This window comes from Sphingomonas sp. CV7422 (assembly GCF_027945725.1).
In the GTDB taxonomy this organism is placed as follows: Bacteria; Pseudomonadota; Alphaproteobacteria; order Sphingomonadales; family Sphingomonadaceae; genus Sphingomonas; species Sphingomonas kyungheensis.
This window is the reverse complement of record NZ_CP115900.1, coordinates 3,465,762-3,491,478: the sequence shown is the minus strand read 5'-3', so window position 1 is coordinate 3,491,478 and position 25,717 is coordinate 3,465,762. Positions and strand designations below refer to the sequence as shown.

Annotated in this window: 26 protein-coding genes and 1 tRNA gene; 16 read left to right on the top strand and 11 right to left on the bottom strand. The window is 68.8% G+C overall.

Features of this window, described 5'->3' with window-relative positions; genetic code table 11:
* The first annotated feature begins 20 nt into the window (after window positions 1–20).
* The 4 genes from PBN85_RS16535 to PBN85_RS16520 all read left to right on the top strand — a co-directional run bounded on the left by PBN85_RS16535 (window position 21) and on the right by PBN85_RS16520 (window position 4,523).
* Window positions 21–1,067, top strand: coding sequence for a hypothetical protein (locus PBN85_RS16535; RefSeq protein ID WP_271299671.1), 1,047 nt, complete (start codon window positions 21–23; stop codon window positions 1,065–1,067).
* A gap of 35 nt (window positions 1,068–1,102) precedes the next feature.
* A complete protein-coding gene (locus PBN85_RS16530; protein WP_271299670.1) occupies window positions 1,103–2,017 on the top strand; it encodes a sulfite exporter TauE/SafE family protein in 915 nt (304 codons plus the stop codon).
* A gap of 32 nt (window positions 2,018–2,049) precedes the next feature.
* Window positions 2,050–2,772: a TIGR02186 family protein gene (locus tag PBN85_RS16525; RefSeq protein ID WP_051583523.1), complete on the top strand. Its 723-nt coding sequence runs from the start codon at window positions 2,050–2,052 to the stop codon at window positions 2,770–2,772.
* A 68-nt stretch (window positions 2,773–2,840) separates the two neighbouring features.
* Window positions 2,841–4,523, top strand: a complete 1,683-nt coding sequence (locus PBN85_RS16520; RefSeq protein ID WP_037535204.1) for an ATP-binding protein — start codon at window positions 2,841–2,843, stop codon at window positions 4,521–4,523.
* 15 nt (window positions 4,524–4,538) lie between these two features.
* Here the strand turns inward: PBN85_RS16520 and PBN85_RS16515 are convergent, their stop codons facing one another.
* On the bottom strand, window positions 4,539–6,008 hold the full coding sequence (locus tag PBN85_RS16515; RefSeq protein WP_271299669.1) for a M23 family metallopeptidase: 1,470 nt from the start codon (window positions 6,006–6,008) through the stop codon (window positions 4,539–4,541).
* A gap of 210 nt (window positions 6,009–6,218) precedes the next feature.
* Between PBN85_RS16515 and PBN85_RS16510 the strand changes: the two genes are divergently transcribed.
* The 6 genes from PBN85_RS16510 to PBN85_RS16485 all read left to right on the top strand — a co-directional run bounded on the left by PBN85_RS16510 (window position 6,219) and on the right by PBN85_RS16485 (window position 11,766).
* Window positions 6,219–8,699 (top strand): helicase-related protein, encoded by a 2,481-nt coding sequence (locus tag PBN85_RS16510; RefSeq protein WP_271299668.1) that lies wholly within the window; start codon window positions 6,219–6,221, stop codon window positions 8,697–8,699.
* Entirely contained in the window at window positions 8,692–8,982 is a 291-nt protein-coding gene (locus tag PBN85_RS16505; protein WP_037535201.1) for an RNA-binding S4 domain-containing protein, read from the top strand. Before PBN85_RS16510 ends, PBN85_RS16505 begins: the two co-directional genes overlap by 8 nt.
* A 91-nt stretch (window positions 8,983–9,073) precedes the next feature.
* Window positions 9,074–9,415 carry a ferredoxin FdxA gene (gene fdxA, locus PBN85_RS16500; RefSeq protein WP_038664097.1) on the top strand — a complete coding sequence of 114 codons (342 nt, stop codon included), beginning with the start codon at window positions 9,074–9,076 and terminating at the stop codon, window positions 9,413–9,415.
* Window positions 9,416–9,629: 214 nt separating this feature from the next.
* Entirely contained in the window at window positions 9,630–10,163 is a 534-nt protein-coding gene (locus PBN85_RS16495) for a CarD family transcriptional regulator (RefSeq protein ID WP_037535326.1), read from the top strand.
* Window positions 10,164–10,316: 153 nt separating this feature from the next.
* The gene (locus PBN85_RS16490) at window positions 10,317–11,036 is read left to right on the top strand and encodes a head GIN domain-containing protein (RefSeq protein ID WP_037535199.1); all 720 of its coding nucleotides are present in this window, start codon (window positions 10,317–10,319) and stop codon (window positions 11,034–11,036) included.
* Window positions 11,037–11,073: 37 nt separating this feature from the next.
* On the top strand, window positions 11,074–11,766 hold the full coding sequence (locus tag PBN85_RS16485; RefSeq protein ID WP_271299667.1) for a GIN domain-containing protein: 693 nt from the start codon (window positions 11,074–11,076) through the stop codon (window positions 11,764–11,766).
* Window positions 11,767–11,776: 10 nt separating this feature from the next.
* On the opposite strand, the gene PBN85_RS16480 is transcribed toward PBN85_RS16485, so the two are convergent.
* Complete coding sequence (locus tag PBN85_RS16480) at window positions 11,777–12,178, bottom strand: DUF1489 family protein (protein ID WP_037535197.1); 402 nt, start codon at window positions 12,176–12,178, stop codon at window positions 11,777–11,779.
* Between the two features lie 16 nt (window positions 12,179–12,194).
* Entirely contained in the window at window positions 12,195–13,598 is a 1,404-nt protein-coding gene (gene mgtE / locus PBN85_RS16475; RefSeq protein ID WP_037535196.1) for a magnesium transporter, read from the bottom strand.
* A gap of 124 nt (window positions 13,599–13,722) precedes the next feature.
* Here mgtE and PBN85_RS16470 point away from each other — a divergent pair, with 124 nt between their 5' ends.
* On the top strand, window positions 13,723–14,181 hold the full coding sequence (locus PBN85_RS16470; protein ID WP_037535195.1) for a peptidylprolyl isomerase: 459 nt from the start codon (window positions 13,723–13,725) through the stop codon (window positions 14,179–14,181).
* 136 nt (window positions 14,182–14,317) lie between these two features.
* Here the strand turns inward: PBN85_RS16470 and PBN85_RS16465 are convergent, their stop codons facing one another.
* Window positions 14,318–15,205, bottom strand: a complete 888-nt coding sequence (locus PBN85_RS16465; RefSeq protein WP_037535194.1) for a LysR substrate-binding domain-containing protein — start codon at window positions 15,203–15,205, stop codon at window positions 14,318–14,320.
* A 255-nt stretch (window positions 15,206–15,460) separates the two neighbouring features.
* Between PBN85_RS16465 and PBN85_RS16460 the strand changes: the two genes are divergently transcribed.
* On the top strand, window positions 15,461–17,752 hold the full coding sequence (locus PBN85_RS16460; RefSeq protein ID WP_271299666.1) for a CDC48 family AAA ATPase: 2,292 nt from the start codon (window positions 15,461–15,463) through the stop codon (window positions 17,750–17,752).
* Between the two features lie 317 nt (window positions 17,753–18,069).
* Here PBN85_RS16460 and PBN85_RS16455 read toward each other — a convergent pair whose 3' ends face one another.
* Complete coding sequence (locus tag PBN85_RS16455; RefSeq protein ID WP_271299665.1) at window positions 18,070–18,393, bottom strand: antibiotic biosynthesis monooxygenase family protein; 324 nt, start codon at window positions 18,391–18,393, stop codon at window positions 18,070–18,072.
* A gap of 185 nt (window positions 18,394–18,578) precedes the next feature.
* Here PBN85_RS16455 and PBN85_RS16450 point away from each other — a divergent pair, with 185 nt between their 5' ends.
* The gene (locus PBN85_RS16450; RefSeq protein ID WP_037535324.1) at window positions 18,579–19,190 is read left to right on the top strand and encodes a class I SAM-dependent methyltransferase; all 612 of its coding nucleotides are present in this window, start codon (window positions 18,579–18,581) and stop codon (window positions 19,188–19,190) included.
* Between the two features lie 90 nt (window positions 19,191–19,280).
* The gene (locus PBN85_RS16445; protein WP_037535192.1) at window positions 19,281–19,766 is read left to right on the top strand and encodes a MarR family winged helix-turn-helix transcriptional regulator; all 486 of its coding nucleotides are present in this window, start codon (window positions 19,281–19,283) and stop codon (window positions 19,764–19,766) included.
* A gap of 9 nt (window positions 19,767–19,775) precedes the next feature.
* On the opposite strand, the gene PBN85_RS16440 is transcribed toward PBN85_RS16445, so the two are convergent.
* Entirely contained in the window at window positions 19,776–20,945 is a 1,170-nt protein-coding gene (locus tag PBN85_RS16440; RefSeq protein ID WP_271299664.1) for a phospholipase D-like domain-containing protein, read from the bottom strand.
* A 123-nt stretch (window positions 20,946–21,068) separates the two neighbouring features.
* Between PBN85_RS16440 and rpoZ the strand changes: the two genes are divergently transcribed.
* Window positions 21,069–21,413, top strand: coding sequence for a DNA-directed RNA polymerase subunit omega (gene rpoZ, locus PBN85_RS16435; RefSeq protein WP_271299663.1), 345 nt, complete (start codon window positions 21,069–21,071; stop codon window positions 21,411–21,413).
* Between the two features lie 518 nt (window positions 21,414–21,931).
* On the opposite strand, the gene PBN85_RS16430 is transcribed toward rpoZ, so the two are convergent.
* Together PBN85_RS16430 and PBN85_RS16425 are read right to left on the bottom strand one after the other, a co-directional pair.
* Window positions 21,932–22,618 carry an RlmE family RNA methyltransferase gene (locus PBN85_RS16430; RefSeq protein ID WP_037535189.1) on the bottom strand — a complete coding sequence of 229 codons (687 nt, stop codon included), beginning with the start codon at window positions 22,616–22,618 and terminating at the stop codon, window positions 21,932–21,934.
* A 13-nt stretch (window positions 22,619–22,631) separates the two neighbouring features.
* The gene (locus PBN85_RS16425) at window positions 22,632–23,654 is read right to left on the bottom strand and encodes a Ppx/GppA phosphatase family protein (protein WP_037535188.1); all 1,023 of its coding nucleotides are present in this window, start codon (window positions 23,652–23,654) and stop codon (window positions 22,632–22,634) included.
* A 174-nt stretch (window positions 23,655–23,828) separates the two neighbouring features.
* Here PBN85_RS16425 and PBN85_RS16420 point away from each other — a divergent pair.
* Window positions 23,829–23,902 (top strand) — tRNA-Gln (locus PBN85_RS16420).
* Window positions 23,903–23,912: 10 nt separating this feature from the next.
* On the opposite strand, the gene PBN85_RS16415 is transcribed toward PBN85_RS16420, so the two are convergent.
* Genes PBN85_RS16415 through PBN85_RS16405 form a run of 3 tightly spaced genes read right to left on the bottom strand, consistent with a single transcriptional unit; the run spans window position 23,913 to window position 25,701 of the window.
* The gene (locus PBN85_RS16415; protein ID WP_271299662.1) at window positions 23,913–24,989 is read right to left on the bottom strand and encodes a tyrosine-type recombinase/integrase; all 1,077 of its coding nucleotides are present in this window, start codon (window positions 24,987–24,989) and stop codon (window positions 23,913–23,915) included.
* Window positions 24,986–25,180, bottom strand: a complete 195-nt coding sequence (locus PBN85_RS16410) for a hypothetical protein (RefSeq protein ID WP_271299661.1) — start codon at window positions 25,178–25,180, stop codon at window positions 24,986–24,988. Before PBN85_RS16410 ends, PBN85_RS16415 begins: the two co-directional genes overlap by 4 nt.
* Entirely contained in the window at window positions 25,180–25,701 is a 522-nt protein-coding gene (locus PBN85_RS16405; protein ID WP_271299660.1) for a MerR family transcriptional regulator, read from the bottom strand. The genes PBN85_RS16410 and PBN85_RS16405 overlap by 1 nt, the downstream gene beginning before the upstream one ends.
* Between the last annotated feature and the right edge of the window lie 16 nt (window positions 25,702–25,717).

Here is a 25,717-nt window from a genome sequence, read left to right as displayed (position 1 = left end):
CGCTACGCTTCCTGACGCTGGTGCTGGCGCTGTGGATTTCGATGCGGCTGGTGGATGTCGATGGACGGCGCAGGCCATCCGGTGCCGCGCCGCCGACGGCGGCGGTGACCCAGGCGCACGGCAGCGGCTCGGCCCATCGGCTGACCCGAGCCGAAGCGCCGCTGCTCGCCGAGACACCGCATCGCGCGAGCCCGTGGCCTGTCTCTGCCGTTTCATCGCATACGAGTCGCAAAGCCGGCGAGCGCGTTGCCGTCAGAATCGCCGATCGGACCATGAAGTCATCGTCCGGCCGCCCCGCACTCGATGATCGTGGCGGTGCGATCGGCCGTGATGTCGCGCCTGTCGCGCTGGCGGAGCCGATGACCGCCGACCCTGCATCGCGAATCGTGCTCATGCCGGCTCCCTTCATCCTGACCCCGTACCGCTTGCCGCCGGTGGCGGCCGCGCGATGGAGCGGCAGCGCATGGCTGGTCGTGCGCGACGGCGCCAGCCTCGGACTGGCGAACGGCCAATTAGGGGCTTCGCAAGCCGGCGTGCGGATCACCTATGCTCTGACCGGCACCCGCCGGCTCGCCGCGGCTGCCCGAGTCTCGACGCCTCGCACGGGTGTCGGGCGTGAGTTGGCGGTGGGGCTCGATTGGCAGCCGACGCGGGCGCCGGTGCATGTCATCGCCGAAGAGCGTGTCGCCCTCGACGAGGGTACGAGCGGCCCAATGATCGGCGTGATCGGCGGCTTTGGACCGGCTGCGATCGCCGGGCGATGGACCGCCGAAGCCTATGCGCAGGCCGGCGGCGTGGCGCGACGCGGCGGCGGACTGTTCGCCGACGGCGCGATCCGCGTCACCCGGCCGCTCGCTAGGACCGGTCGCCGGGCGATCGATGTCGGCGTGGGTGCCTGGGGCGGGATGCAGCCCGGTGTGTCTCGGCTCGATGTCGGCCCGTCCGTGGGGCTCGCTTTGCCCGTCGGCGGACATGCGCTGCGGCTTGCCGTCGACTGGCGGCAGCGGGTCGGCGGCGCCGCGTCGCCGGCTTCGGGCCTGGCCATCAGCCTTGGCGGCAACTTGTGATGGTCCGCGCCCGCGCACCGGCTATAAAGCGCGGCGTGGACGTCTATCTTCCCATCGCCAATCTGTCGGTCAATGCGCTCGTCATCATCCTGCTCGGCGGCGGTGTCGGCCTGCTGTCGGGGATGTTCGGGGTCGGCGGCGGCTTCCTCACCACGCCGCTGCTGATCATCTACGGCATCCCGCCGACCGTCGCCGCCGCCTCCTCGGCGAGCCAGGTGACCGGCGCGAGCGTGTCGGGGGTGATCGCGCATTTCCATCGCCGCGGCGTCGATACCAAGATGGGCGGGGTGCTCGTCGCCGGGGGGATCCTCGGCAGCTTCGCCGGCGCGTGGATCTTCCGGCTGCTGCAGGCGAGTGGCCAGATCGACACGGTGATCGGCGTCGTCTACGTCCTGATGCTCGGTTCGATCGGCACGCTGATGGCGCGCGAGTCGATCGGCGCGATCAGTGTCGCCAGCGGCCGCCGCCCGGTCAAGCCGCGCAAGCGCCGCCATCATCCGCTCGTCGCCGCGCTGCCGCTGCGCACGCGATTCTACGCCTCGGGCCTGTATATCTCGCCGCTCGCGCCGTTGCTGCTCGGCTTCGGTACCGGCATCCTCACCATCCTGCTCGGCATCGGCGGCGGCTTCATCCTCGTGCCGGCGATGATCTACCTGCTCGGCATGGCGACCAGCGTCGTCGTCGGCACCTCGCTGTTCCAGACCTTGTTCGTCACCGCGGTGGCGACGATGGTCCATGCGATGACCACCAAGGCGGTCGACATCGTCCTCGCCGGGCTGCTGCTGATCGGCTCAGTGATCGGTGCGCAATTGGGCGCGCGCTTCGCCACCAAGGTGAAGCCCGAATATCTCCGCCTCGCGCTGGCGATCATGGTGCTGCTCGTCGGGCTGCGGATCCTGCTCGGCCTCGTCTGGCGGCCCGAGGAGATCTTCACGGTCGAGCTGACGTGAGGCGCGCGCTGCCGCTGCTCGCGCCGCTGCTGATGGCACAGGCGCCCAAGCCGGTGCTCGTCCCCGACGTGTCGCAGCGCGATATCGAGATCGCCTACAGCTTCACCGGCGCCGAACTGCTGCTGTTCGGCGCGATCCTCTATCCCGGCGGGCGGCTGCCGCAGGGCGAGGCGCCGACCGATATCGTCGTCGTCGTCAAGGGGCCGACGCAGCCGGTGCTGGTGCGCGAGAAGAAGAAGGTCGCCGGCATCTGGGTCAATGCCGAGCATCAGCGCTATAGTTCGGTGCCGAGCTTCTACGCGCTCGCCTCGTCGCGGCCGATCGGGCGGATCGTCGACGCGCGCACCCGCGCGATCTACGAACTGGGGCTCGACAGCCTGCAATTGTCGCCGGGGTCGAACACCGCGACCGGCGTCGAACAGGGATTCCAGCGCGGCCTCGTCGACCTCAAGCGCCGCGCCGGCCTGTATCTCGAGGCGCCGCATGCGGTCGAGATCAGCGCCGGCGTGCTGTACCGGGCGCGGCTGACCATCCCCGCGCGCGTGCCGGTCGGGCGGTTCACCGCCGAGACCTTCCTGATCCGTGACGGCCGCGTGCTCGCCGCCGCGGTGCGCGAGATCGACATCCGCAAATCGGGCTTCGAACGCTTCGTCGCACGCGCGGCGGAGCGGCAGGCGATCCTCTACGGCCTCGCCGCAGTGGCGCTGTCGGTCGGGCTGGGCCTCGCCGCGGGGTGGATCGCACGGCGGTTCTAAGTCGCTGATGACGGTATCTTAACGGCCATCGGCTAGCATCCGCCGGTAATAAGCAGGAAGCAGCCGTGATGACCGACATGCCGGGGCCGGGCGTTTTCGCCGGCGCGACACCTCTAGCCGCCGCCGCGCCGGTGGCGGCGGGGGGCATGCCGATGCCGATCGGCTGCGTGCTCGCGGTCGCCGGCGGCGGCAGCCGCGTGCTGTTCGACCGCAACGCGCTCGAACTGATCGCGCAGGATGCCGATCCGGTCGTCGCCACCGCGGGCCAGGTCGGCGGCCAAATCAAGATGCGCGTCGGCGGCGCGTGGCTGATCGCCAATATCCGCAGCCTGGTGCTCGAAGGCACCGGCAACGACTGGGTCGCCGCCGATATCGATTTCCTCGGCGAGGGCGACGAGGAGCGGCTGACCGGCAAGCTCTACAGCTTCCGCCGCGGCGTCACCCGCTATCCGATCCCCGGCTGCGAGGTGTTCGCGATCACCACCCGCGACCTCGAACAGATCTATTCGGCGGCGGACCAGCCGCATATCCGCGTCGGCACCGTCTATCCGACGCGGTCGGTCCATGCGTCGCTCTACGTCGACGCGATGCTCGGCAAGCATTTCGCGCTGGTCGGCTCGACCGGCACCGGCAAGTCGACCGCGGCGGCGCTGATCCTCCACCGCATCTGCGAGCTCGCGCCGCAGGGCCATGTCGTGATGATCGATCCGCACGGCGAATATGCCGCGGCGTTCCGCGGCAATGGCGCGATCTACGACGTCAACAATCTGGCGATGCCCTATTGGCTGATGAACCTCGAGGAACATTGCGAGGTCTTCGTCACCGGCACCGGCGGCGACCGCTCGGTCGATCGCGACATCCTCGCCAAATGCCTGCTGATGGCGCGCGCCAAGAACCGGCTGGGGCAGGAGATCGCCAAGCTCACCGTCGATGCGCCGATCCCCTATCTGCTCAGCGACCTGACCGCGATCCTCGCGGCCGAGATGGGCAAGATGGACCGCGCCGGCGATACCTCGCCCTATCTGCGGCTCAAGGCGAAGATCGACGAGATCAAGGCCGATCCGCGCTACAGCTTCATGTTCTCCGGCATGCTCGTCGCGGATACGATGGGCGACTTCCTCGCCCGCGTCTTCCGCATGCCGGGCGACGGCAAGCCGATCTCGATCATCGACGTGTCGGGCGTGCCGTCCGAGATCACCTCAGTGGTGGTGGCGGTGCTCAGCCGGATGACGTTCGACTTCGCGATCTGGTCGCGCAACGAGCCCAAGCGGCCGATCCTGCTCGTCTGCGAGGAGGCGCACCGCTACATCCCCAGCGATGCGCGCGGCGAGGGGCGGGGGGCCTCGGTCGGGCGGATCCTCAGCCGGATCGCCAAGGAAGGGCGCAAATATGGCGTCAGCCTCGGCCTGATCACGCAGCGGCCGTCCGACCTCGAAGAGGGCGTGCTGTCGCAATGCGGCACGATCATCGCGATGCGGCTCAACAACGAGCGCGACCAGGCGTTCGTGCGCGCCGCGATGCCGGAGGGCGCGCGCGGGTTCCTCGATTCGATCCCCGCGCTGCGCAACCGTGAATGCATCATCTGCGGCGAGGGCGTCGCGGTGCCGATCCGGGTCAGCTTCGACGCGCTCGAAGAGGGCAAGCGGCCGGCCTCGGGCGATCCCCTGTTCTCGACGCTGTGGCGCGATGTCGGCGGCGAGGAGGCGATCATCCAGCGCACCGTGCTGCGCTGGCGCGCGCAGGGGCGGTAAGCGCGCCGCCCGCGGCTAGCCGGTGCGGCCGGGCCGGACGGCGAGCAGGCTCGCCGCGCGTGTCTTGAAGCGGCTGAGCGCGCTGCCAGACAGCGCGTCGACCTGGGTGACGGCGATCGAGCGCGGGTTGATCGTCTGGCCGTTGCGCCACACTTCCCAATGGAGATGCGGGCCGGTCGACAGGCCGGTCGAGCCGACATAGCCGATCACCTGACCCTGACGGACGTGCTGGCCGCGCGTCACCGCGATCCGGCTCATATGGCCGTAACCGCTCGCCAGGCCGCCGCCATGGACCAGCTTGACGAAATTGCCGTAGCCGCCGGCGCGCCCCGCGCCCTGCACGACGCCGTCGAGCGCGGCGAAGATCGGCGAACCATAAGGCGCGCCGATGTCGAGCCCCTTGTGCATCTTGAGATAGCCGAGCAGCGGATGCATGCGGAAGCCGAAGGAGGAGGTGATCCGGCCCGCCACCGGCATGCCCATGCTGCCGCCGCGCCGCTCGCCCTGGCCGCGCAGGTCGAACCAGCCCGGCCGGCCGTCGTCGTCCCAGCGGACCAGTTCCAGCTTGCGCCGGTCCTGATCGATGCCGGCGAACAGCAGATCGCCGAGCTGGACTTCGCCGGTCGCGGCACGCTGCTGTTCGATGATGAGGTCGAACCCGTCGGCGGCGCTGACGTCGCGGCCGATCGACAGGCGTGTCGCCAGCGCCTTGATATAGCTTTCGACGATCCGCGCCGGTGCGCCCGCGGCCCGTGCCGACCGGTAGAGGCTCGACCCGACGAGGCCCTGGATGCGCAGCGGCGTGGTGTCGATGGCGATCGGCTGGCGCGTCATCGCCAGCCCGGCGGCGGTGCGGTCGAGGCTGAGCGCGAGGTCGAAGCGGGCACGCAGGCTGAGCTTTTCGAGTGGCCGCGCCACCGTCTTGGTCGGGCGCGGGCCGAGCGTCAGCGCGAGGCGGGTGCCCGGCTGGATATCGCCGAGCGTCACCGCCTGCGCGACGAGACCCGCCGCCGCCTGCGCGTCCTTGCGGCCGACGCCGGCGCGCATCAGCACATGGTCGAGATCGTCGCCCTCGCCGAGCGTCGCGCTGAGTTCGATCCGCGGGCGTTCGGGCGCCTCGGCGAGCGGCGCGACCAGATCGTTCGCCGCCATCCGCCGCCCGGTGTCGCCACCCCAGGCGAGCGGGGCGATCGCCTGCGTCCGCGCTTCCTCATAGGCGACGCCGTCGAGCGGCGGCGCGACCGCGCCCGGCAACGGCGCGAGGCCGGGGGCGAGCAGCCATACCGTGCCGAGCAGCGTGCCGAGCGTGGCGAGGCCGCGCCACCAGTCGCGGCTGCCGATGTCGGCGCCGAGATCGGGTGCCCAGTCGAGCCGCCGCAGCCGCTCGATCGTCCCGATTCGCCGCGGCACCGCGAGCGCACGGCCGAACGGCCGGGCGGCGGTGCCCCCGGCGGATTCGAAACCCTGGTCGTTGCGCAGAAACACGAAGCGCGCCTCATCTCAGCTACGGTGTCGCCGATCACCCCCCGGCGCGTCGTCGCTGCCTGTAAGGCGCATTGTTGAAAGTCAAATTAACCGGCGGCGGCTGCGACGGACGGTGGTGCGGGCGCGGCGGTCCGGGGGCGGGCGGCGGCTTGGTCGCTGCGGTCGTTTTGCCTCATTGCGCGATCGGTCGGGAGGCACGATGTTACCCTTATGAAAGCGGCGGTCACCGCGGTCCTCGGACCGACCAACACGGGCAAGACCCATCTCGCCGTCGAACGGATGTGCGCGCATTCGAGCGGGATCATGGGCTTCCCGCTGCGGCTGCTCGCGCGCGAGGTCTACGACCGCGTCGTCAAGCTGAAGGGCGCGGACAGCGTCGCGCTGGTCACCGGCGAGGAGAAGATCGTCCCACCCAACGCGCGCTGGCACCTGTGCACCGTCGAATCGATGCCGGAACACGACGCCGCCTTCGTCGCGCTCGACGAGGCGCAGCTCGGCACCGATGCCGAGCGCGGCCATGTCTTCACCGACCGGCTGCTGCGCCGGCGCGGACGCGAGGAGACGATGATCCTCGGCTCGGAAGCGCTGCGGCCGATGATCCGCACGCTGGTGCCGGATGCCGAGATCATCGTCCGTCCGCGCTTCTCCAAGCTCAGCTATGCGGGCGCCAAGAAGATCAGCCGCCTGCCCAAACGCTCGGCGATCGTCGCGTTCAGCGCCGAGGAAGTCTATGCCGTCGCCGAAATGCTGCGCCGGCTGCGCGGCGGCGCGGCGGTGGTGATGGGGGCGCTCTCGCCGCGCACGCGCAACGCGCAGGTGGCGATGTTCCAGGCGGGCGAGGTCGATTATCTCGTCGCCACCGATGCGATCGGCATGGGCCTCAACATGGACGTCGCGCACGTCGCCTTCGCCGGGCTCAGCAAGTTCGACGGTCGCCGCAGCCGCCGGCTGACCGTCGCCGAGATGGCGCAGATCGCCGGGCGCGCCGGGCGGCACCAGCGCGACGGCACCTTCGGCGGGGTCACCGAGGAAGGGCCGGGTGCCTTCCTCCCCGAAGAGGTGTTCGCGATCGAGGAACATCGCTTCCCGCGCATCGAGCAGCTCTACTGGCGCAACGGCGAGCCCGATTACGCCAGCATCGATGCGCTGATCGCCAGCCTCGAACGGCGGCCCGAGCCCGGCGTGCTGCTCGCCGCGCCGCAATCGACCGATCTCGCGGTGCTCAAGCGGCTTGCCGACGAACCGTGGGTGCGCGAGCGCGCGCGGTCGCCGGCGATGGTCAAGCGGCTGTGGGCGGCGTGCGGCCTGCCCGATTTCCGCAAGCTCGGGCTCGATCCGCACACCCGCTTCGTCAGCCGCGTGTTCGGCTATCTCAGCGAAGGCCGCGGCGTCGTCCCCAACCAGTGGTTCGCCGACGAGGTGACGCGGCTCGATACGATCGCCGGCGATGTCGAGACGATCGCCGGGCGGATCGCGGCGATCCGCAGCTGGGCCTATATCGCGCAGCGCGCCGACTGGCTCGCCGATCCCGCCGCGGGGGCGGAACGGACGCAGGCGATCGAGGAGCGGCTGTCCGACGGGCTCCACGCCAGCCTGACGCAGCGCTTCGTCGACAAGCGCACCACCGCGCTGATCCGCCAGATCGGCGCGGACGCCTCGCTGCTGCCGGTGGTGATCGGCGCCGAGGGCGAGGTGCTGGTCGAGGATCATGCGATCGGCCGGCTCGACGGCTTCCGCTTCACCGTCGACCCGCAGGCGCGCGCGACCGACCGCCGGCTGCTGCTCGCCGCGGCGGAGCGCCACCTCAGCGGCGAGCGGCGGCGGCGTGGCGAGGCGCTGGTCGCCGCGGAGGATGCGGCCTTGGGGATCGAGGGCGATGCGTTGCTGTGGAACGGCCATCGCGTCGCGCAGCTGCTGCCGGGGCCGTCGCTGGCGCGACCGCAGCTGCGGCTCGACCGGGATCTCGACTGCCTCGCCAAGCCGCTGCGCGAGGCGGTGGCGGCGCGGCTCGCGCGCTGGCTCGCGGCGATGCTCGACCGCCATGTCCCGGCGCTGGTCGCGCTGGCCGAGGCGGCGCGCGACCCGCAGGCGACGCCGTCGCTGCGCGTCGTCGCCGGCGAGCTGGAGGCGGCGGGCGGGCTGGTGCCGCGGCTGGCGATCTACGAACCGGTCGACGCGCTGACCGCGGACGAGCGCAAGCGGTTGCGCCGCATCGGCATCACCATCGGCACGCTTGACCTGTTCGATCCGCGGCTGCTCAAGCCGGCGGCGGCGCGCTGGCGGCAGACGCTGCTCGGCGTGCGCGGCCGGGGTGCCGTGCTGCCGCGCGAGGGGGCGACGGTGTTGCCGCGCGGCGGCCTCGGCGCGCAGCTCGCCACCGGCTTCCGCCCGCTCGCCGCGCAGGCAGTGCGTGTTGACCTCGTCGAGCGGATCGCGCGCAGCGCGCATGACGCGCGGCAGGGGCGCAAGCCGTTCGCGCCCGATCCTGCGCTCGCCACCTCGATGGGGATCGCGCCGGCGACATTCGAGCGGCTGATGGCCGAACTCGGCTTCCGCACCGTCCCCGCGCACGAGGATGCGCCGCCCGCCTGGGTGTGGCGCGGCCGCCGGCCGCCGCGGCGTGCCGAACGACCCGCACCGTCGCCGACCGGCGCCTTCGCCGCGCTGGCGGCGTGGAGCGGCCATGGCTGACACGATGCGGATCGACATGTTCCTGTGGTTCGTGCGTCTCGCCAAGACGCGCAGCATCGCGCAGGCGCTCGCCTGCGACGGCCGGTTGCGCATCGACGGACGGCGGATCGAACGCAGCGCCGCCCCGGTGCGCGTCGGCAATATCCTCACCTTCGCGTTGCACGACCGGGTGCGCGTACTCCGCGTCGAGGCGCTGCCGACCCGGCGCGGACCGGCACCGGAGGCACAGGGATGCTATCAGGAGCTGGTAGCAAACGTATCGACGGCGAACGGCATCGATTGACGTCGGCGGGAACGCGGCATAGCAGCCTCGCGTTCATCACCCGTCTTTCCCTCGCCGCATCATCGTGGCCGCAGGGCCGCAAGGAACCAGAATGACCTACGTCGTCACCGATGCCTGCATCCGCTGCAAGTATATGGACTGCGTCGAGGTATGTCCGGTCGACTGCTTCTATGAAGGCGAGAACATGCTCGTCATCAACCCCAGCGAGTGCATCGACTGCGGCGTGTGCGAGCCCGAATGCCCGGCCGAGGCGATCCTGCCCGATACCGAGAGCGGGCTGGAACAATGGCTGGAGCTCAACACCACCTTCTCGGCGCAATGGCCCAACGTCACGCGCAAGCTCGACCAGACGCCGCCCGACGCGGATGCGATGAAGGGGGTCGAGAACAAATACGAGCAATTCTTCTCGCCGGAGCCCGGCGCGGGCGACTGAGCGGGCGAATCACGTCGGCGGTCTTGGCGGTAAGTCAGCGCGACTGGCTTAACGGCGCTGGTAATTTTGTTGCGACTGTGTTAAAAGTGTCCACGACGGGCATGATGAGTCCTGCCCGTCAGGAGACACTCGTACCAACCATCCTCGCGATCCGGCCCGGCGGTCCCCGCCCCGGATGATCCCGGCGACGGATGTGATCCAGAAAGGCCCGTTCATGGCTGCCAAGGCATTGTCCTTCGATGTCGGTGATTACGTTGTTTATCCGAAGCATGGCGTCGGCCGTGTGATCGAGCTGCAAAAGCAGGAGATCGCCGGGTGCAGTCTCGAACTGTACGTGCTGCGCTTCGAGAAAGAGCGGATGACGCTGCGCGTCCCCACCAACAAGGCCGAATCGGTCGGCATGCGCAAATTGTCGTCCGACAAGACGATGCGCGAGGCGATGGAGACCCTGAAGGGCAAGCCCAAGGTCAAGCGCACGATGTGGTCGCGCCGCGCTCAGGAATATGAGGCGAAGATCAATTCGGGCGACCTCGCGTCGATCGCCGAAGTGGTCCGCGACCTGTTCCGTGCCGACGACCAGCCCGAGCAGAGCTATTCGGAGCGGCAGATCTTCGAAGCGGCGTGCAGCCGTCTCGCCCGCGAACTCGCCGCGATGGAAGAGATCGACGAGCCCAAGGCGCAGGAGAAGATCCTCGACATCCTCCGCGCCGCCGCGGCGATCTACAACAAGGAGAAGGTGCCGGCGTAACCGCTGGTAACTTCGCTGATGACGAGGGGGCGGTCCTGCGGGGCCGCCCTTTTTTTAGGCGAGACGGTCGCATGACGATGGGGCGGCTCGCACCGGCGCTTGCCTATCCGCTGATAGTGTATTATTGATGCAATACACAAGGAGGGACGGGCGATGCGCAACATATCGATGGCGATGGCAGCGATGATGCTGGTCGGTTGCTCGATGGGATATGACGATGGCGCCGCGCTCGCCGCCAAGGGCAGCGGGCCGAGCCGGACCTATCCGGCCCAGGGCTTCTCGCGGATCGACGTCACCGGCAGCGACGACGTCGACGTGCGGCTCGGCAATGGCTTTTCGGTGCGCGCCGAGGGGCCGGCGGACGAGCTCGATACGCTGCGCATCGCCGAAAGCGACGGGACGCTGACGATCGGACGCAAGCGCGGCATCGGCTGGGGCCGCCACCGCGCGGTGAAGGTGTTCGTGACGCTGCCGCGCCTCGCCGAAGCGCGCGTCACCGGCACCGCGACGGTGGCGGTCGACCGGATCACCGGCGCCGGCTTCAAGGCTGAGGTAAGCGGATCGGGCGACCTCAACATCGCCGCGCTCACCGTCGACACGGCGGATCTGTCGATCACCGGCACGGGTGACGTACGCGCCGGCGGTGCGGTCAAGATGCTGCACGTCGCGGTGGCGGGGACCGGCAGCGTCGACGCCGCGGGGCTGCGCGTCGCACGCGCCGATGTCTCTGTCGCCGGTATGGGCGACGTGCGCGCCGCGGTCGACGGACCGGCACAGGTCGCGATCAGCGGCACCGGCGATGTCGATCTCGGCGCGAGCGCGCGCTGCACCGTCAGCAATCACGGCACCGGTTCGGTCCGCTGCGGCGGCTGACTTGCCCCGAGGCGCGGCGGATGCGAGTCTCCGGCCGATGATCCGCCTGCTCGCCGCGCTCGCCCTGCTTCCCACCACCGCTGCCGCCGAGCAGCGCGACGTTGCGCTCGGCAGCTTCGAGCGTGTGCGGATCAACGGCAGCTTTGCGGTGACGATCGCCACCGGTGCCCCCGCCGCGACGGTGGAGGGTGACCGCGCGGCGATCGGCGCCGTCGACCTCCACGCCGACGGCACGACGCTGACCATCCGCCAGACCAATGCGACACGCTGGGGCGAACAGCGGCAGGCGGCGACGGCGCCGCTGCGCATCCGCCTGACCACGCCGCGCCTCGCCGCCCTAACCGTGATCGGCGGCAGCGTGGTGACGATCGCGCAGCTCAAGGGTGCCCGTGTCGACCTGTCCGCGGCGGGGACGGCGACGCTCGCGGTCGCCGCGGTGGAGGCGGACCAGCTCGGCGTGCAGCTCGCCGGCGACGGCAAGATCACGCTCGCCGGACGCGCCACCGATGCGCGGCTGGTGGCGAGCGGGACGGGGACGATCGAGGCCGCGGCGTTGGCGACCAACGACCTCACTGTCCATCTCGACGGACCGGGCACGGTACGCGCGCAGGCGGGCTACACCGCTTTGGTCGCGAGCAACGGTCTGGGGACGGTGAGCGTCGCCGGGCGGCCGAAATGCCGCGTCGTCGCCAGCGCCGGCGCGCCGGTGACGTGCGGCACGGGGGAATAGGCGACCCGGCTCAGATCAGCGCGAGTTCCGCCAGCCGGCCGATCAGCGCCGGCGGCATCGCCGCCAGCCCGTCCGTCTCGCCGCCGAGGTCGAGCGGCGCATCCGCCGCCTCGAGATAGCGCCAGCCCTGATGCGCGCGCTTGGGGCGGGTCTGCACCAGCACCAGGGCGGGATCGATATGGATCGCGACGCGGCCGCCCTCCGCCTCGCCGAAGCCGGTGATCGCGGAACGGGCGACGAGCTGGTGCTTGAGGATCCAGAACAGCGATCCAACCCCGGCGACCTCCTCGTGCCGCTTGGGCAGGTAGCGGGTGGTGAGGAACACCGGCCCATCGGCGGCGCGCAGCGTCAACCGCTCGGCGAGATGTTCGACGCTGGTCGCGCCGAAGGCCACTTTCGTCAGGTGCAACATGGCCTTGCGATGTGGGTCAAGCGTGCAGTCCCCACAAGGTGGCAAGGCCGAGGAACGAGAAGAAGCCCATCGTATCGGTCAGCGTCGTCACGAACACCGCCGAGGACACCGCGGGATCGACGTTCATCCGGTCGAGCGTCACCGGCACCAGCACGCCGCCGAGGCCGGCGGTGATGTTGTTGGTGAACATCGCCGCGGCGATGACCAGCGCGAGATCGGTGCGCCCGAAGATGATGAAGGTGCCAAGCCCGATCAGCACGCCGAGCGCGAGGCCGTTGGCGGCCGCGATGCGCAATTCGCGCAACACCATCCAGCGCGTGTTCGAATCGGTGAGCTGGTTGGTGGCGATCGCGCGGACGACGACGGCGAGCGTCTGCGTGCCGGCATTGCCGCCCATGCCGGAGACGATCGGCATCAGCACCGCCAGCGTCGCAAAGGCGGCGATCGTGCTCTGGAACAGCCCCACCACCGACGAAGCGATCATCGCCGTGCCGAGATTGACGACCAGCCACATCAGCCGCGTGCGCACGGTCAGGCGGAGCGGTTCGTTGATGTCGCCGTCGCCTGCGCCCGACAGCAGCAGCGTATCCTCGCTCGCTTCCGCTTGGATGATATGGACGATGTCGTCGACGGTGATCATGCCGACCAGCCGGTTGGAGGCATCGACCACCGCGGCGGAGATCAGCGCATATTTCTGGAAGCGCAGCGCCACCTCTTCCTGATCCATGTCGACCGGGATCAGCGTCTGTTCGCGCTTCATCACGTCGGCGATGGCGATGCTGCCCGGCGTGCGCAGGATCCACGACAATTGGCAGGTGCCGACCGGGTGATGCCCCGCATCGACGACGAAAATCTCCCAGAAATCGGTGGTGAGTTCGTCATGGCCGCGCAGGAATTCGATCGCGTCGCCGACCGTCCAGTGATCGGGCACCGCGATCAGCTCGCGCTGCATCAGCCGGCCGGCGGATTCCTCGGGATAGGAGAGCGCTTCCTCGATCGCGGCGCGATCGTCGGGGTCGAGCGCGCGCAGCACCGCGCGCTGCTCGGCCTCGTCCATGTCCTCGATGATCGCGACCGCATCGTCGGTATCGAGCTCGGAGGCGAGGTCGGCGACCTGGGTCGGCGTCAGCGCGTCGATCAGGTCCTCGCGGACGTAATCGTTCATCTCCGCGAAGACGTCGGCGTCGAGCAGGTCTTTCAGCGCCTTGGCGAGCGGCCCGCGATCCTCGTGCGGGGTCAGCTCGAACAGGTCGGCGATGTCGGCGGGGTGGAGCGGTTCGACCAGCACACGCGCCGCCTCGTCGTCGCCGTCGGCGACCGCTTCCAGCACCGCGTCGACGAATTCGGGACGGAGGCGATCGTCCTCGTCGAGTTCGTCCTGCTCGACGACCGGCGGCTCGGGAAGTTCGATCTCGCTCATCGCAGCCTCCGCCCGGCGTTGTTCGCCTGCGCTCTATCGCGCCGCGACCGTATTGGCCACCCTTGCGGATTTGCCTCCGGGCGTCAGCGATACTACCTGCGTGTCAACCATAAGAGGAAGAACCATGGCCGATACCTACACTACACTGACGCTGACGCTGGCCGACGGCGACGTTACGATCAAGCTGCGGCCCGATCTGGCGCCGAACCACGTCGCGCGGATCGCGGAACTGGCCAATGAGGGCTTTTATGACGGCGTGCCGTTCCACCGCGTCATTCCCGGCTTCATGGCGCAGGGCGGCGACGGCGGCCGTGGCGACGGCACCGGCGGTTCGACCAAGCCGAACCTGAAGCAGGAGTTCAACAAGGAGCCGCACGTGCGCGGCATCTGCTCGATGGCGCGGACCAGCGATCCCAATTCGGCGAACAGCCAGTTCTTCATCGTCTTCGACGACGCGCGCTTCCTCGACAACCAGTACACCGTCTGGGGCGAAGTGACCGACGGCATGGAGCTGATCGACGCGCTGCCCAAGGGCGAGCCGCCGCGCGAGCCGGGCAAGATCGTCAAGGCACGGGCGGCGTAATCACTCCTCCCTAGCACCGGGGAGGGGGACCGCGGCCGCAGGCCGTGGTGGAGGGGGGCTTCCGCAAGCGAGGCGTTCGTGGAAGCTCCCCCTCCGTCAGCGCCGGCGCGCTGCCACCTCCCCGTGCCGGGGAGGATCACACCTCGCCCAGCGTCTTGATCAGCCAGTCGTGGAACATGCGCACCGGGCGCTGGTGCAGCGCTCGCGGGCGGCAGACGAACCAATAGCTGTACGGGCTTTCGACGACGATATCGAACAGGCGCACCAGCCGCGGGTCGCGGGCTTCCTGGAAATGGCTCTCGTGCATGAAGGCGACGCCGAGGCCCTGCGCCGCCGCCTCCAGCATCAGCGCGCCCGAATCGAAATAGTCGATCGCCAGCGGCTCGATGCCCGGATCGATCTTCGCCGCATCGCGCCAGGCGGTGAAATTGTCGGGCATCTCGCGATGGATCAGCGCGGTCAGCCCGGCAAGCTGCTCGGGCCGCCTGACCGGATCGGGGCCGTCGAGCAGGGTGCGCGCGCCGATCACATAGACCGAGTTGCGATCGAGCCGCTTGGCGTAGAGCGTCGGATCGATCTCGCGCGACAGGGCGATCACCGCATCGAGCCCTTCGCCGAGCCGGGCGATGCCGTGGCCGGCGGTATCGATGTCGAGGTGCAGTTCGGGATGCGCCGCGCGCAGCTCGCCCAGCCGCGGGAACAGCCGCTGCGAGGCGAACAGCGGCAGGATGCCGAGCCGCAGCCGCAATACCTCGATCGTCCCGGTCATCCCCTCGACCGCGTCCGACAGGCTGTCGAGCACCGGCGCGATCTGGCCGAGCAGTCGCTCGCCATCGGCGTTGAGCACCATCGCCTGGTGGCGGCGCTCGAACAGCGGCCGGTCGATGAAGCGTTCGAGCGACTGGACGCGGCGGCTCAGTGCCGGCGCCGACAAGGCGAGTTCGGTCGCGGCGGCCTTGACCGAGCCGAGCCGCGCGACCTGAACGAAAGCCTCGATCGCGCCGAGCGGCGGCAGTCTGCGCATGACGATCCTCTCCCTGCCTCGCCGACGCGCCTTACGCCAACGAGTGCAACTTCTGCAATCGTACCGTCTCTTTTCGCAGTTGCAACATAAAGTGTCGGCGGACAAAAGGGACGGGCCTTTCAGGCATCCTCTCCTAAAAACTTTCACGGGCCGGCCCTTCGGGGCTGGCCCTTTTTTTGGCTTTGCCGCCGGTAGCGCGTCCGCTCCCTCGCTCCTATCTCCCACCCTCGACGCCGTTTCGAGGATTCCAGCTGCATGGCCGATAGCGATACCCCCACCCGCAAGATCCAGGTGGCGAACAGCCGTCCCGAAGATTCGGGCCGTGGTCTGGCGCATCTGCCGCGCAGCCTGATGGCGGCGCTCGGTGTCGGCGAAGGCGACGTGATCGAGATCGTCGGCAAACAGTCGACGCCGGCGCGGGCGGTGGGGCCGTATAGCGAGGACGAGGGGATCGAGGTGCTGCGCATCGACGGTCTGCAACGCGCCAATGCCGGCGTCGGCGCGGGCGACTTCGTCGAGGTGCGCAAGGTCGAATCGAAGCCCGCGACGCGCGTCGTCTTCGCGCCGGCGCAGCAGAATCTGCGGCTGCAGGGCCAGCCGCAGGCGCTCAAGCGGACCTTCTTCGGTCGGCCGCTCTGCCAGGGCGATGTCGTCGCGACCGCGGGGCATCAGCGCGTCGGCAACATGCCGCCGGGCATCCAGCAGTTCATGAACGCCCCCGCTTATGCCTTGCAGGAGATCCGCCTCGCGGTGGTCGCGGCGAGCCCCAAGGGCATCGTCCATATCGACGAGAATACCGAGATCGAGCTGCGCCCCGAATATGAGGAGCCGACGCAGCGCCGCGCCGACGTCACCTATGACGATATCGGCGGCATGGCGACGACGATCGACCAGCTGCGCGAGATGGTCGAGCTGCCGCTGCGCTATCCCGAATTGTTCGAACGGCTCGGCGTCGAGCCGCCCAAGGGGCTGCTGCTCTACGGCCCGCCGGGCACCGGCAAGACGCGGCTGGCGCGCGCCGTCGCCAACGAATCCGATGCGAGCTTCTTCCTGATCAACGGCCCCGAGATCATGGGCTCGGCCTATGGCGAGTCCGAAGGGCGGCTGCGCGAGATCTTCGAGGAGGCGGCCAAGTCGGCGCCGTCGATCGTCTTCATCGACGAGATCGATTCGATCGCGCCCAAGCGCGGCAACGTCCAGGGTGAGGCGGAGAAGCGCGTCGTCGCGCAATTGCTGACGCTGATGGACGGGCTCGAATCACGCGCCAATCTGGTCGTCATCGCCGCGACCAACCGGCCCGAGGCGATCGACGAGGCGCTGCGCCGGCCGGGCCGGTTCGATCGCGAGATCGTCGTCGGCGTGCCCGACGAGCGCGGCCGGCGCGAGATCCTCGGCATCCACACCCGCGGCATGCCGCTCGGCGACAAGGTCGACCTCGCCGAGCTGGCGCGGACCACCTACGGTTTCGTCGGCGCCGATCTCGCCGCGCTGACCCGCGAGGCGGCGATCGAGGCGGTGCGGCGGATCATGCCGCGGCTCAACCTCGAGGAACGGACGGTGCCGCCGGAGGTGCTCGATACCCTGTCGGTGACGCGCGAGGATTTCCTCGGCGCGTTGAAGCGCGTCCAGCCGTCGGCGATGCGCGAGGTGATGGTCGAGGCGCCGCGCGTCCGCTGGGACGATGTCGGCGGGCTCGATGCCGCGCAGGTCCGGCTCAAGGAGGGGGTGGAGCTGCCGCTCAAGGATCCCGACGCCTTCCGCCGGCTCGGCATCCGTCCGGCCAAGGGCTTCCTGCTCTACGGTCCGCCGGGCACCGGCAAGACCTTGCTCGCCAAGGCGGTGGCGCGCGAGGCGGAGGCGAATTTCATCGCCACCAAATCCTCCGACCTGCTGAGTAAATGGTATGGTGAGAGCGAGCAGCAGATCACCCGGCTGTTCCAGCGTGCGCGCCAGGTCGCGCCTTGCGTGATCTTCATCGACGAGCTCGACAGCCTGGTGCCGGCACGCGGGTCCGGCGCGGGCGAGCCGCAGGTGACCGAGCGTGTCGTCAACACCATCCTCGCCGAGATGGACGGGCTGGAGGAGCTGCAATCGGTGGTGGTGATCGGCGCGACGAACCGGCCCAATCTTATCGATCCGGCGCTGCTGCGGCCAGGGCGGTTCGACGAACTCGTCTATGTCGGCGTGCCTGACAGCGACGGGCGGCGGCGCATCCTCGCGATCCAGACGCAGAAGATGCCGCTCGCCGACGATGTCGACCTCGACGCGGTGGCGCGGCGGACCGACCGCTTCACCGGCGCGGATCTGGAAGACGTGGTGCGCCGCGCCGGCCTCGTCGCCCTGCGCCGCTCGTTGCAGTCGACCGCGGTGACGATGGCCGACTTCGACGAGGCGCTGACCGAATCGCGCGCCAGCGTCACGCCCGAGATGGAGAAGGATTACGAACAGATCGCCGCCCGGCTGAAGCAGGACGCCGCGGCGATCCAGCCGATCGGCTTCATCTCGCCCGGCCAGTTGCAGAGCCGCGGCGGCAAGGCGGACCATTGATCGCCTTGCGCCTCTGCTTGCGCGGGCGGAGTGAGTGGGAAGGGCACCTGTCTACGGGCGGGTGCTCGCTCGCAGAACCCCGCCCTTCGTCGAACTCAGGGCCAACGAGGAGTCAGGACTAACGGAAGAAGTCAGGGGCAGGGGGGAGGAAAGCGGCCACCCCCACCCCCGTTCGCGCTCAGCATGTCGAAGCGCCGCTCTTCCCAAGCGCCGCGCCGGCCGTTGCGCGGACGTCATCCGCGCTGGCCTGACAATACCTTAGCCATGCCCACGGCAGCATTGCTGCGCCGAAATCGTCATGACGGCCGCCCGTCGGCTCAACCGCGCGTCCAGCGGTACGCGCGCGTCGTCTCGCTCACGGTGACCGTGTACCAGTCGTACCACAAGGCCCGGCCCTGCTCGCGGATCGCGACATGCTCCGGATGGTCGCGCCACGCCGCGGCGGTCACCGCGTCCGCCCAATAGCTCACCGTAATGCCGAGCCCGGCCACGTCGCGCACGCTGTCGACGCCGCGATAGCCGGGTTGCGCGGCGGCGAGCGCGTCCATCCGCGCTGCCGCGGCGTCATAGCCGGCCGGATCGGCGCCGGTGCGCTGCGATACGAAGATCACCACCATCGTGCCCGCGTCCCGCTTCGTCATCGCTGCTCCTCCGACGTCCTCGGCGCGGTCCATTCTAGGCCGGCGGGGACGCCGGACAAGCGCGCCGGCTGCGGTGAAGCGTCGCGCAAACGCAACCCTGTGTCTTGAAACGCGTTCGGGAAACGTGGCACGGGGTGTCACCCGCGGGTCGAACGCGGGCCGATCACGAACACGACAGGATTATGATGCCCAGTCCGACCACCGCCGCACGGCGCAATTCCCGTCCTGCCGGCGTGCCGAGTCCGGTCTCGATGTTCTTCCAGGGGTTTCTCAAACATCCGGTGATGGTGGGTTCGATCATCCCGTCGTCGGACCGTCTGATCCGCAAGATGCTGAGCCGGGTCGACTGGAGCGCGTGCAAGCTGTTCGTCGAATACGGCCCCGGCGTCGGCACCTTCTGCCGGCCGATCCTCGAACGGATGGCGCCGGATGCGACGCTGATCGCGATCGACACCAACGCCGATTTCATCCGCTACCTCGATCACACCATCACCGATTCGCGCTTCGTCGCGGTTGAGGGTTCGGCAGCGGACGTCGAGCAGATCGTTCGCGACCACGGTCATGACCATGCCGATTATGTCCTGTCGGGCCTGCCCTTTTCGACGCTGCCCGCCGGCGTCGGCCCGGCGATCGCCGCGGCGACGCACCGCGTCATCCGCACCGGCGGCGCGTTTCTGGTCTATCAATTCTCGCCGAAGGTGAAGGATTACCTCACCCCGCATTTCGATGCGATCGACCACGATATGGAATGGTGGAACGTGCCGCCGGCCCAGCTCTACTGGGCTTGGAAGGAATGATCCAAATCTACCAGTAAAATCGATATTTAACATCGCTGGCGGGTACGAATCGGCTTTCCTTTCATCGCAGGTTAAGATAGCCCGTCCGTTATGGACGCACCCAAGCTCTCGTCTGCGCTGTTTCTGCATGATGCCGCGATTCGGCGGGGCATGGAATTGATGATCTTCGCCCAGTCGCGCTTCGTCCGCAGCGCCGACGAGAAGCTGGCGGAGATCGGCCTGGGGCGTGCGCACCATCGCGCCATGTACTTCATCGGCCGCAAGCCCGACATCACCGTCGGCGAGCTGCTCAACCTGCTCGGCGTCACCAAGCAATCGCTCGGGCGGGTGATGAAGGATCTGGTCGACCGCGATCTCGTCCAGATGCGGCACGGCGACCTCGATCGCCGCCACCGCCTGCTCCGCCTCACCGACAGCGGCGCGGCGCTCGAACTCGCGCTGTACGAAGAGCAGCGCGAGCGGATGGCGTCGGCCTATTCCTGCGCGGGGCAGGAGGCGGTGGCCGGCTATTGGTCGGTGCTCGAGGCGCTGATCCCCGAATCCGCCCGCGCCGACGTCAACGCGCTGGGACGCTGAGGTTCGCGCTCAGTCGTCGATCCCGAAGTTGAGCCCGCGCGACAGGCCGGGATCGACCACCGCGATCAGCAGATAGGCGAAGAACTGGCGGATGCGCTGGATCGGCCCGGTATGCGCGCGATACCAGCTTGGCGTGATCGGTTGCGACCGGGCGATCTCGCCGTCGACATAGCCGCGGACGTGATCGGCAAAGGCGCGATCCTCGACCCGGAACATCAGCTCCATGTTGATGAACAGGCTGCGCATGTCGAAATTGGCCGAGCCGACGTGCACCGCATCGTCGATCACGTATAATTTGGTGTGCAGCTTGGTCGGCTGATATTCGAACACTTGCACGCCCCGGCGCAGCAGGCCGGCATAGGTGAAGCGTGCGGCGGCGATCGTCGCATTGTTGTCCGACTTGGCGGCGGTGACGATGCGCACCTTCGCCTTGCGCCGCCCCGCCTTGTCGAGCCGGCGCAGGATGGTGGGCGAGGGGGTGAAATAGGCGGCGATGATGTCGATCCGCTTGCCGCGGCGCAGGTCGTCGCGCACCGCCCGCGCCCAGGGCGACAGCCGCCGCGTCGGCCCGCCGATCAGCCAGCGCGTCGCCCCGCGCGTCTCGCTCCAGCGCGACAGGGCGGCGTTGAGCCGGCGGATCTTGCCCTTGGGCTGCCGGGTCCAGTCGTGCAGTGCGTCGAAATAGCCGGCGAGCCGCCCCGCCGCCGGCCCCTCGACGAGCAGGCCGAGGTCGCGCCATGCCGCGTCGGCGGGGGTGCCGAAATAATCGTCCTCGACGTTGAAGCCGCCGACGATGATCCGCTGCGCCGCGGTGCCTGCGTCGGCGAGCGCGAGCTTCTGATGGTTGCGCAGCAGGTAGCGTCGCCCGAAGCGCGGCGAGAAGCGGCACACGGAGATCCCCGCCGCGCGCAGCGGCGCATAGAAGGCGTCATGCCCTTCGCTGCCGAAGCCGTCGACGATCAGCGCGGTGGCGACGCCGCGCTCCGCCGCGGCGACCAGTGCGGCATTGACGCGCCGTCCGGTCGCGTCGTCGGCATAGATGTAGTAGAGAATGCGCAGGTCGTGCCGGGCGCCGTCGATCAGCGCGAGCAGCGCGTCGAGCCGGCGCGGGCCGGTGTCGAGCAGCGTCAGCCGGTTGCCGTCGACGGTGAACGTCGGCTGGGGAGCGGGATCGGCCATCACCCGTCTGTGGCCGGCTCGCGGGCGTCGCACAAGCGCGGGCGAGCGCATTTCTTGACTTGGCACGCGCGGCGGCCTAGTCGTCTCCCTTCACTGCATCGGTATTTGCGAAGGAAAGCGTCCATGGCGCGCGTCACTGTCGAGGATTGCGTCGACAAGATCCCCAACCGCTTCGACCTCGTGCTGTTCGCGGCGCAGCGCGCGCGGCAGATTTCGGGCGGCGCCGAGCTGCTGCTCGACCGCGATCGCGACAAGAATCCGGTCGTCGCGCTGCGCGAGATCGCCGACGAGCTGGTCCGCCCCGATTCGCTCGAAGAGGCGGTGGTCAACAGCCTGCAGCGCGTCCAGATCGACGACGATGACGAGGTCGATGCGGTCGGCTCTCTCACGGCCTCCGCCGAAGCGCTGCGCCTGACCGCCGCTGCGCCGCCGCGCAACCAGAATCTCGGCGCCGACTACGACGGCTGATCAATCGGTCGGCGGATTGGCTTGTCTGACCCGCGTCACGACCCGATTGCCGGCATAATATGACGGACGACGCGGCCTTGCCGCGTCGTTTGCGTTTGGGCGCGGTTGTGGTTGGTTCTCTGAAGAGAGGGTGGCTGCCTCACCCCATTGTCATCCCCGCGCAGGCGGAGCCTCCGCGAAAGCCTCGGCCCCGCCCAAAAGGCGCGGTCACCCCGGACTTGGTCCGTGGTCCACAGTGCAGCAAAATCAAAGGCTTAAGCTCTTGCGGGGCAGTGGATGCCGGAACAGGTCCGTCATGACGAAGGACGTTCCGCAGAGGTCTCGCGCAGGCGGGGATTTTACACGCTCCGGCTCGGGCCGGAACGTGCGCGTCTGAAACCTCGCCCGCGCGGGAATGACGACAGAGGAAGCGGCGTGAGGTGCGGACGCGGCGTGGCGTCCCGATCCCGCCGCGGCAAAGCCGCGCCGTCAGTCGTCGCGTGCTGCGACGCTGGCCGGGGATCGGCCCGCGACGCGGATCAGCGAGGCTGGTCCGCTGGCCGATCCCTGCCCTTGAACCCCTGCGCGACGACGAACCACTCGACCGAGCCCTTGCGGCTCGACGGCGGCTTGGCGTGCTTCACGGTGGCGAAGTTGCGCTTCATCTCGGCTACCAATTGCTGGTCGGCGCCGCCGGCGAAGACCTTCGAGACGAAGGTCCCGCCCTTCTCCAGCACCTCGACCGCGAAGGCGAGCGCGGTCTCGACCAGCGCCATCGTGCGCAGCGCGTCGGTCTGCGGATGACCGACGGTGTTGGCCGCCATGTCCGACAGCACCAGATCGGGTGCGCCGCCGAGCGCTTCGATCAGTCTGCCCGGCGCGGCATCGTCCATGAAGTCCATCTCGAAGATCGTCACGCCGTCGATCGGGTCGACGGGCAGCAGGTCGATGCCGACCACCGCCGCCTTGGGCAGCCGCCGGCGGATCACCTGGCTCCAGCCGCCCGGCGCGATGCCGAGGTCGACGACCCGCTTCGACCCGCGGATGATGCCGAACCGTTCGTCGAGCTCGATCAGCTTGTAGGCAGCGCGGCTGCGATAGCCTTCCGCCTTGGCCCGTTTGACATAGGGGTCGTTGAGCTGGCGTTCGAGCCAGCGCGTCGATTGCGCGGTGCGGCCGCGCGCCGTCTTGACCCGTGTGCGCAGGCCGCCGCCATCCCGGCTCATCGCCTGATCCTCGTCATGGTCTGGGGCTTCCCATCAAACGTCGCAAAATGCCTTCGCGGATGCCGCGATCGGCGATGCCGAGCCGTTCGGCCGGCCAGAGATCGAGGATCGTCTCGAGGATCGCGCAGCCGGCGACGACGAGATCCGCGCGTTCCGACCCGATACAGGCGAGCTGCGCGCGTTCGCGCACCGATTTGCGCGACAGGTCGGTGCTGATCCGCCGCATCGCCTCCGCCGGCACGATCAGCCCGTCGACCTGCGCGCGATCATAATGGCTGAGGCCGAGGTGGACGCTGCCGAGCGTCGTCACCGTGCCGCTGGTGCCGAGCAGCCGCGGCCGCGCGACGTCGCGCGGCAGGCGGCGGGCGAAATCGGCCACGCTGTCCGCGACGATCTCGCGCATCCGCACGTAAGCGGCAAGGCGGCCCGGCTCGCCGTCGCCGCCGCCGGCATGTTCGGTGAGCGACACCACGCCCCATGGCGCCGAATGCCAGTCGAGCACGCGCGGCATCTCGCCCGGCTTGGTGTCAATCAGCACGAGTTCGGTCGAGCCGCCGCCGATGTCGAAGATCAGCGCCGGGTCGTCGCCCGGCTCGATCAGCGCATGGCAGCCGAGCACCGCGAGCCGCGCCTCTTCCTCGGCCGAGATGATGTCGAGGTGGATGCCGGTCTCCGCATAGGCCCGCGCGATGAAGTCGGTACCATTGGCAGCGCGACGGCACGCCTCGGTCGCTACCGAACGCGCCAGCGTGACGTTGCGGCGCTTCAATTTGTCGGCGCAGACGCGCAGCGCGGCGATCGTCCGCTCGATCGCGGTATCGCTGAGCCGCCCGGTCGCGGCGAGTCCCTCGCCGAGGCGGACGATACGCGAGAAGGCGTCGACCACCGCGAACCCGTCGCCCTGCGGGCGCGCGATGAGCAGGCGGCAATTGTTGGTGCCGAGATCCAGCGCGGCGAAGGCCTGCGCATCGGACCAGCGGCCGCGGGGCGGCCGGCTCGGCGCCGGACGGGCAGGGGTGTCCTGCCGGTACGGCATTCGGGCGGATCGATCCCCCATAGCCGTGGTGACTTTCTATTTTATACTGCCGTCGCGGGACGATACCCGCTCGGTGCTTGCCCCCTAGGTAGCGCGGCAAAGGCCTTGCGACAAGTCGAGGCGCGATAGCCGTTGACAGCCCTCCACCCCCGCCCTAAACGCGCCGCCTGCGATTGCCCGATCCTCTAATGGTAAGAGAGCGGACTCTGACTCCGTCAATCAAGGTTCGAATCCTTGTCGGGCATCCAGTTTTAGCGGTCATTCCGCAGCCTTTTCAATGGGTTGCGCCGATCCGCTGGCTAACCGATCAGAACGGTTAGCCATCACTTTTCTCATAGCGGCATCGGCAACCTCCGGACGAGCGTCCGATCCTGCGTAGTGACGGTACTCCTTCACCGTCTTGTGGCCGGTGATCGCCATCCCCTCCTCGTCAGTACAACCGGCCTCCCGGCAGCGCCTGGCGGCGGCCTTGCGAAGGCCGTGAGGCGAGCAGTGCGGAACGCCCGCAGCGCGGCAGGCCTTCTTCAACATGCCGTAGAAGCCCTTCTCGGTGAACGGCTTTCCGTCCCGTGTCTCGACCAACGTAGCGGTGCCCAGCGGTCCAGCTTCCAGCGAGGCTTGCAGTGGTGGGACGACGGGAATGTCGACTGCGTTGTTGGTTTTGCTCTGATCGAGTCGAATGCGACCACCGGCGATGTCGGCATCGGTCATGAACCGAACGTCGCCACTACGCTGCGCCCCGTAGAGCAGCAGATCGAAGGCGAGACGAGGTTTCGTCCCGAGGGGATATCGGTTCTCAAACGCGGTCAGCTCTTCCTCCGTCCAGCGATGATAGCCGCCACCCCACGTCTTCGGTGCGCGCGTGTCGCTGATCGGATCGAAGCCCGCGCTGACCAGCTTCCCGCGGCGGGCCACCCGCAGCAGCTGCGCGAGCAGCTTGCGGAGGCGCGCTGCGGCATGCGGCTTGTGCCGCATGGCGGTCATCAGACGCTGGATTCGATCAGCGTCGAACGCCTTGATGGGGACGTCGGCGAAATCAGCCCGGAACCGCTCCAGGACGCCACGATATACCTTCTGAGTCGCGGGCTTCAGATCCAGGAACGCATTGTCGCTGTAGTAGCGCGCGATGACGTCTCCGACGCTGCCGGTGATCGTCGCGCGCAGGACTACAGGTTCCGGATCGGCATTGAGGCAGGCTGCATATTCGCGCTCGAAGGCCTTCGTACCGTGCGGCGATTTGAATGAGTGATGGGGATAGCCCTTCCGACGGAAGCGCCACCGGCGCTTGCCGTGGCGATCGAAGAAGGGCGTCACGTAGAGCAGCTTGCCGGTCATTTCCGAGCGAACGCCTCCAGCTTCTCGTCGATATCGTCATCCAGGATCGCGGGACGCGACGAGGTCGGATGCAACACGATGCTGCCGTCCCGAAGAACACGAATCTCACCGACCTCGAGGCCAGATGCGAGGGCGCCGCTGATGAGCCGCTTCACGTCGGCCTTGGTGAAGAGGGCCGCGCGCTTGGCCATCACGCCACCGCCTTCGCAGCGGCCGGCGGCTCGCGGCGCCAGACCGGCCGGGGGATCTTGTTGACCACGGCCTCTGCGACGCGACGCAGATCGCATACGAAGGCATAACGCCGATCGGTGTCGGCAGCGAGGCGATCGAACGCTTCGTTGAGGTCTCCGACAGACAGTGTGCGGCCAGCGACGTTCAGGACGTAACGCTCGGGGAGCTGGTTGCGCGGGATCGCGTCGTTGAGCTCAATCACGCCCTTGGTCCAGCCGAGTGCCTCGACCCACTTCCGCAGGGGTTCCGCGGCCGATCCCAGGAGGTCCTTCATGATCTTCGGGCCAAGCCCCTCGCTCGCGAAGTCCTGCATCAGCAGCATCTCCGCGAGTTCAGACGCCGTGTAGCGGGCATGGGACCCGCCGGTCTCAGGCAGAAGGCCGCGACGGCGCCAGTCCCGCTGAAGGGCGACGTTGACGCCGGTCACCATCTCGGCCTCGGCAGGTGTGTAACGTTCCAGGACATGATTGCGGCGAGCCATTCAAACCTCGGTGGAG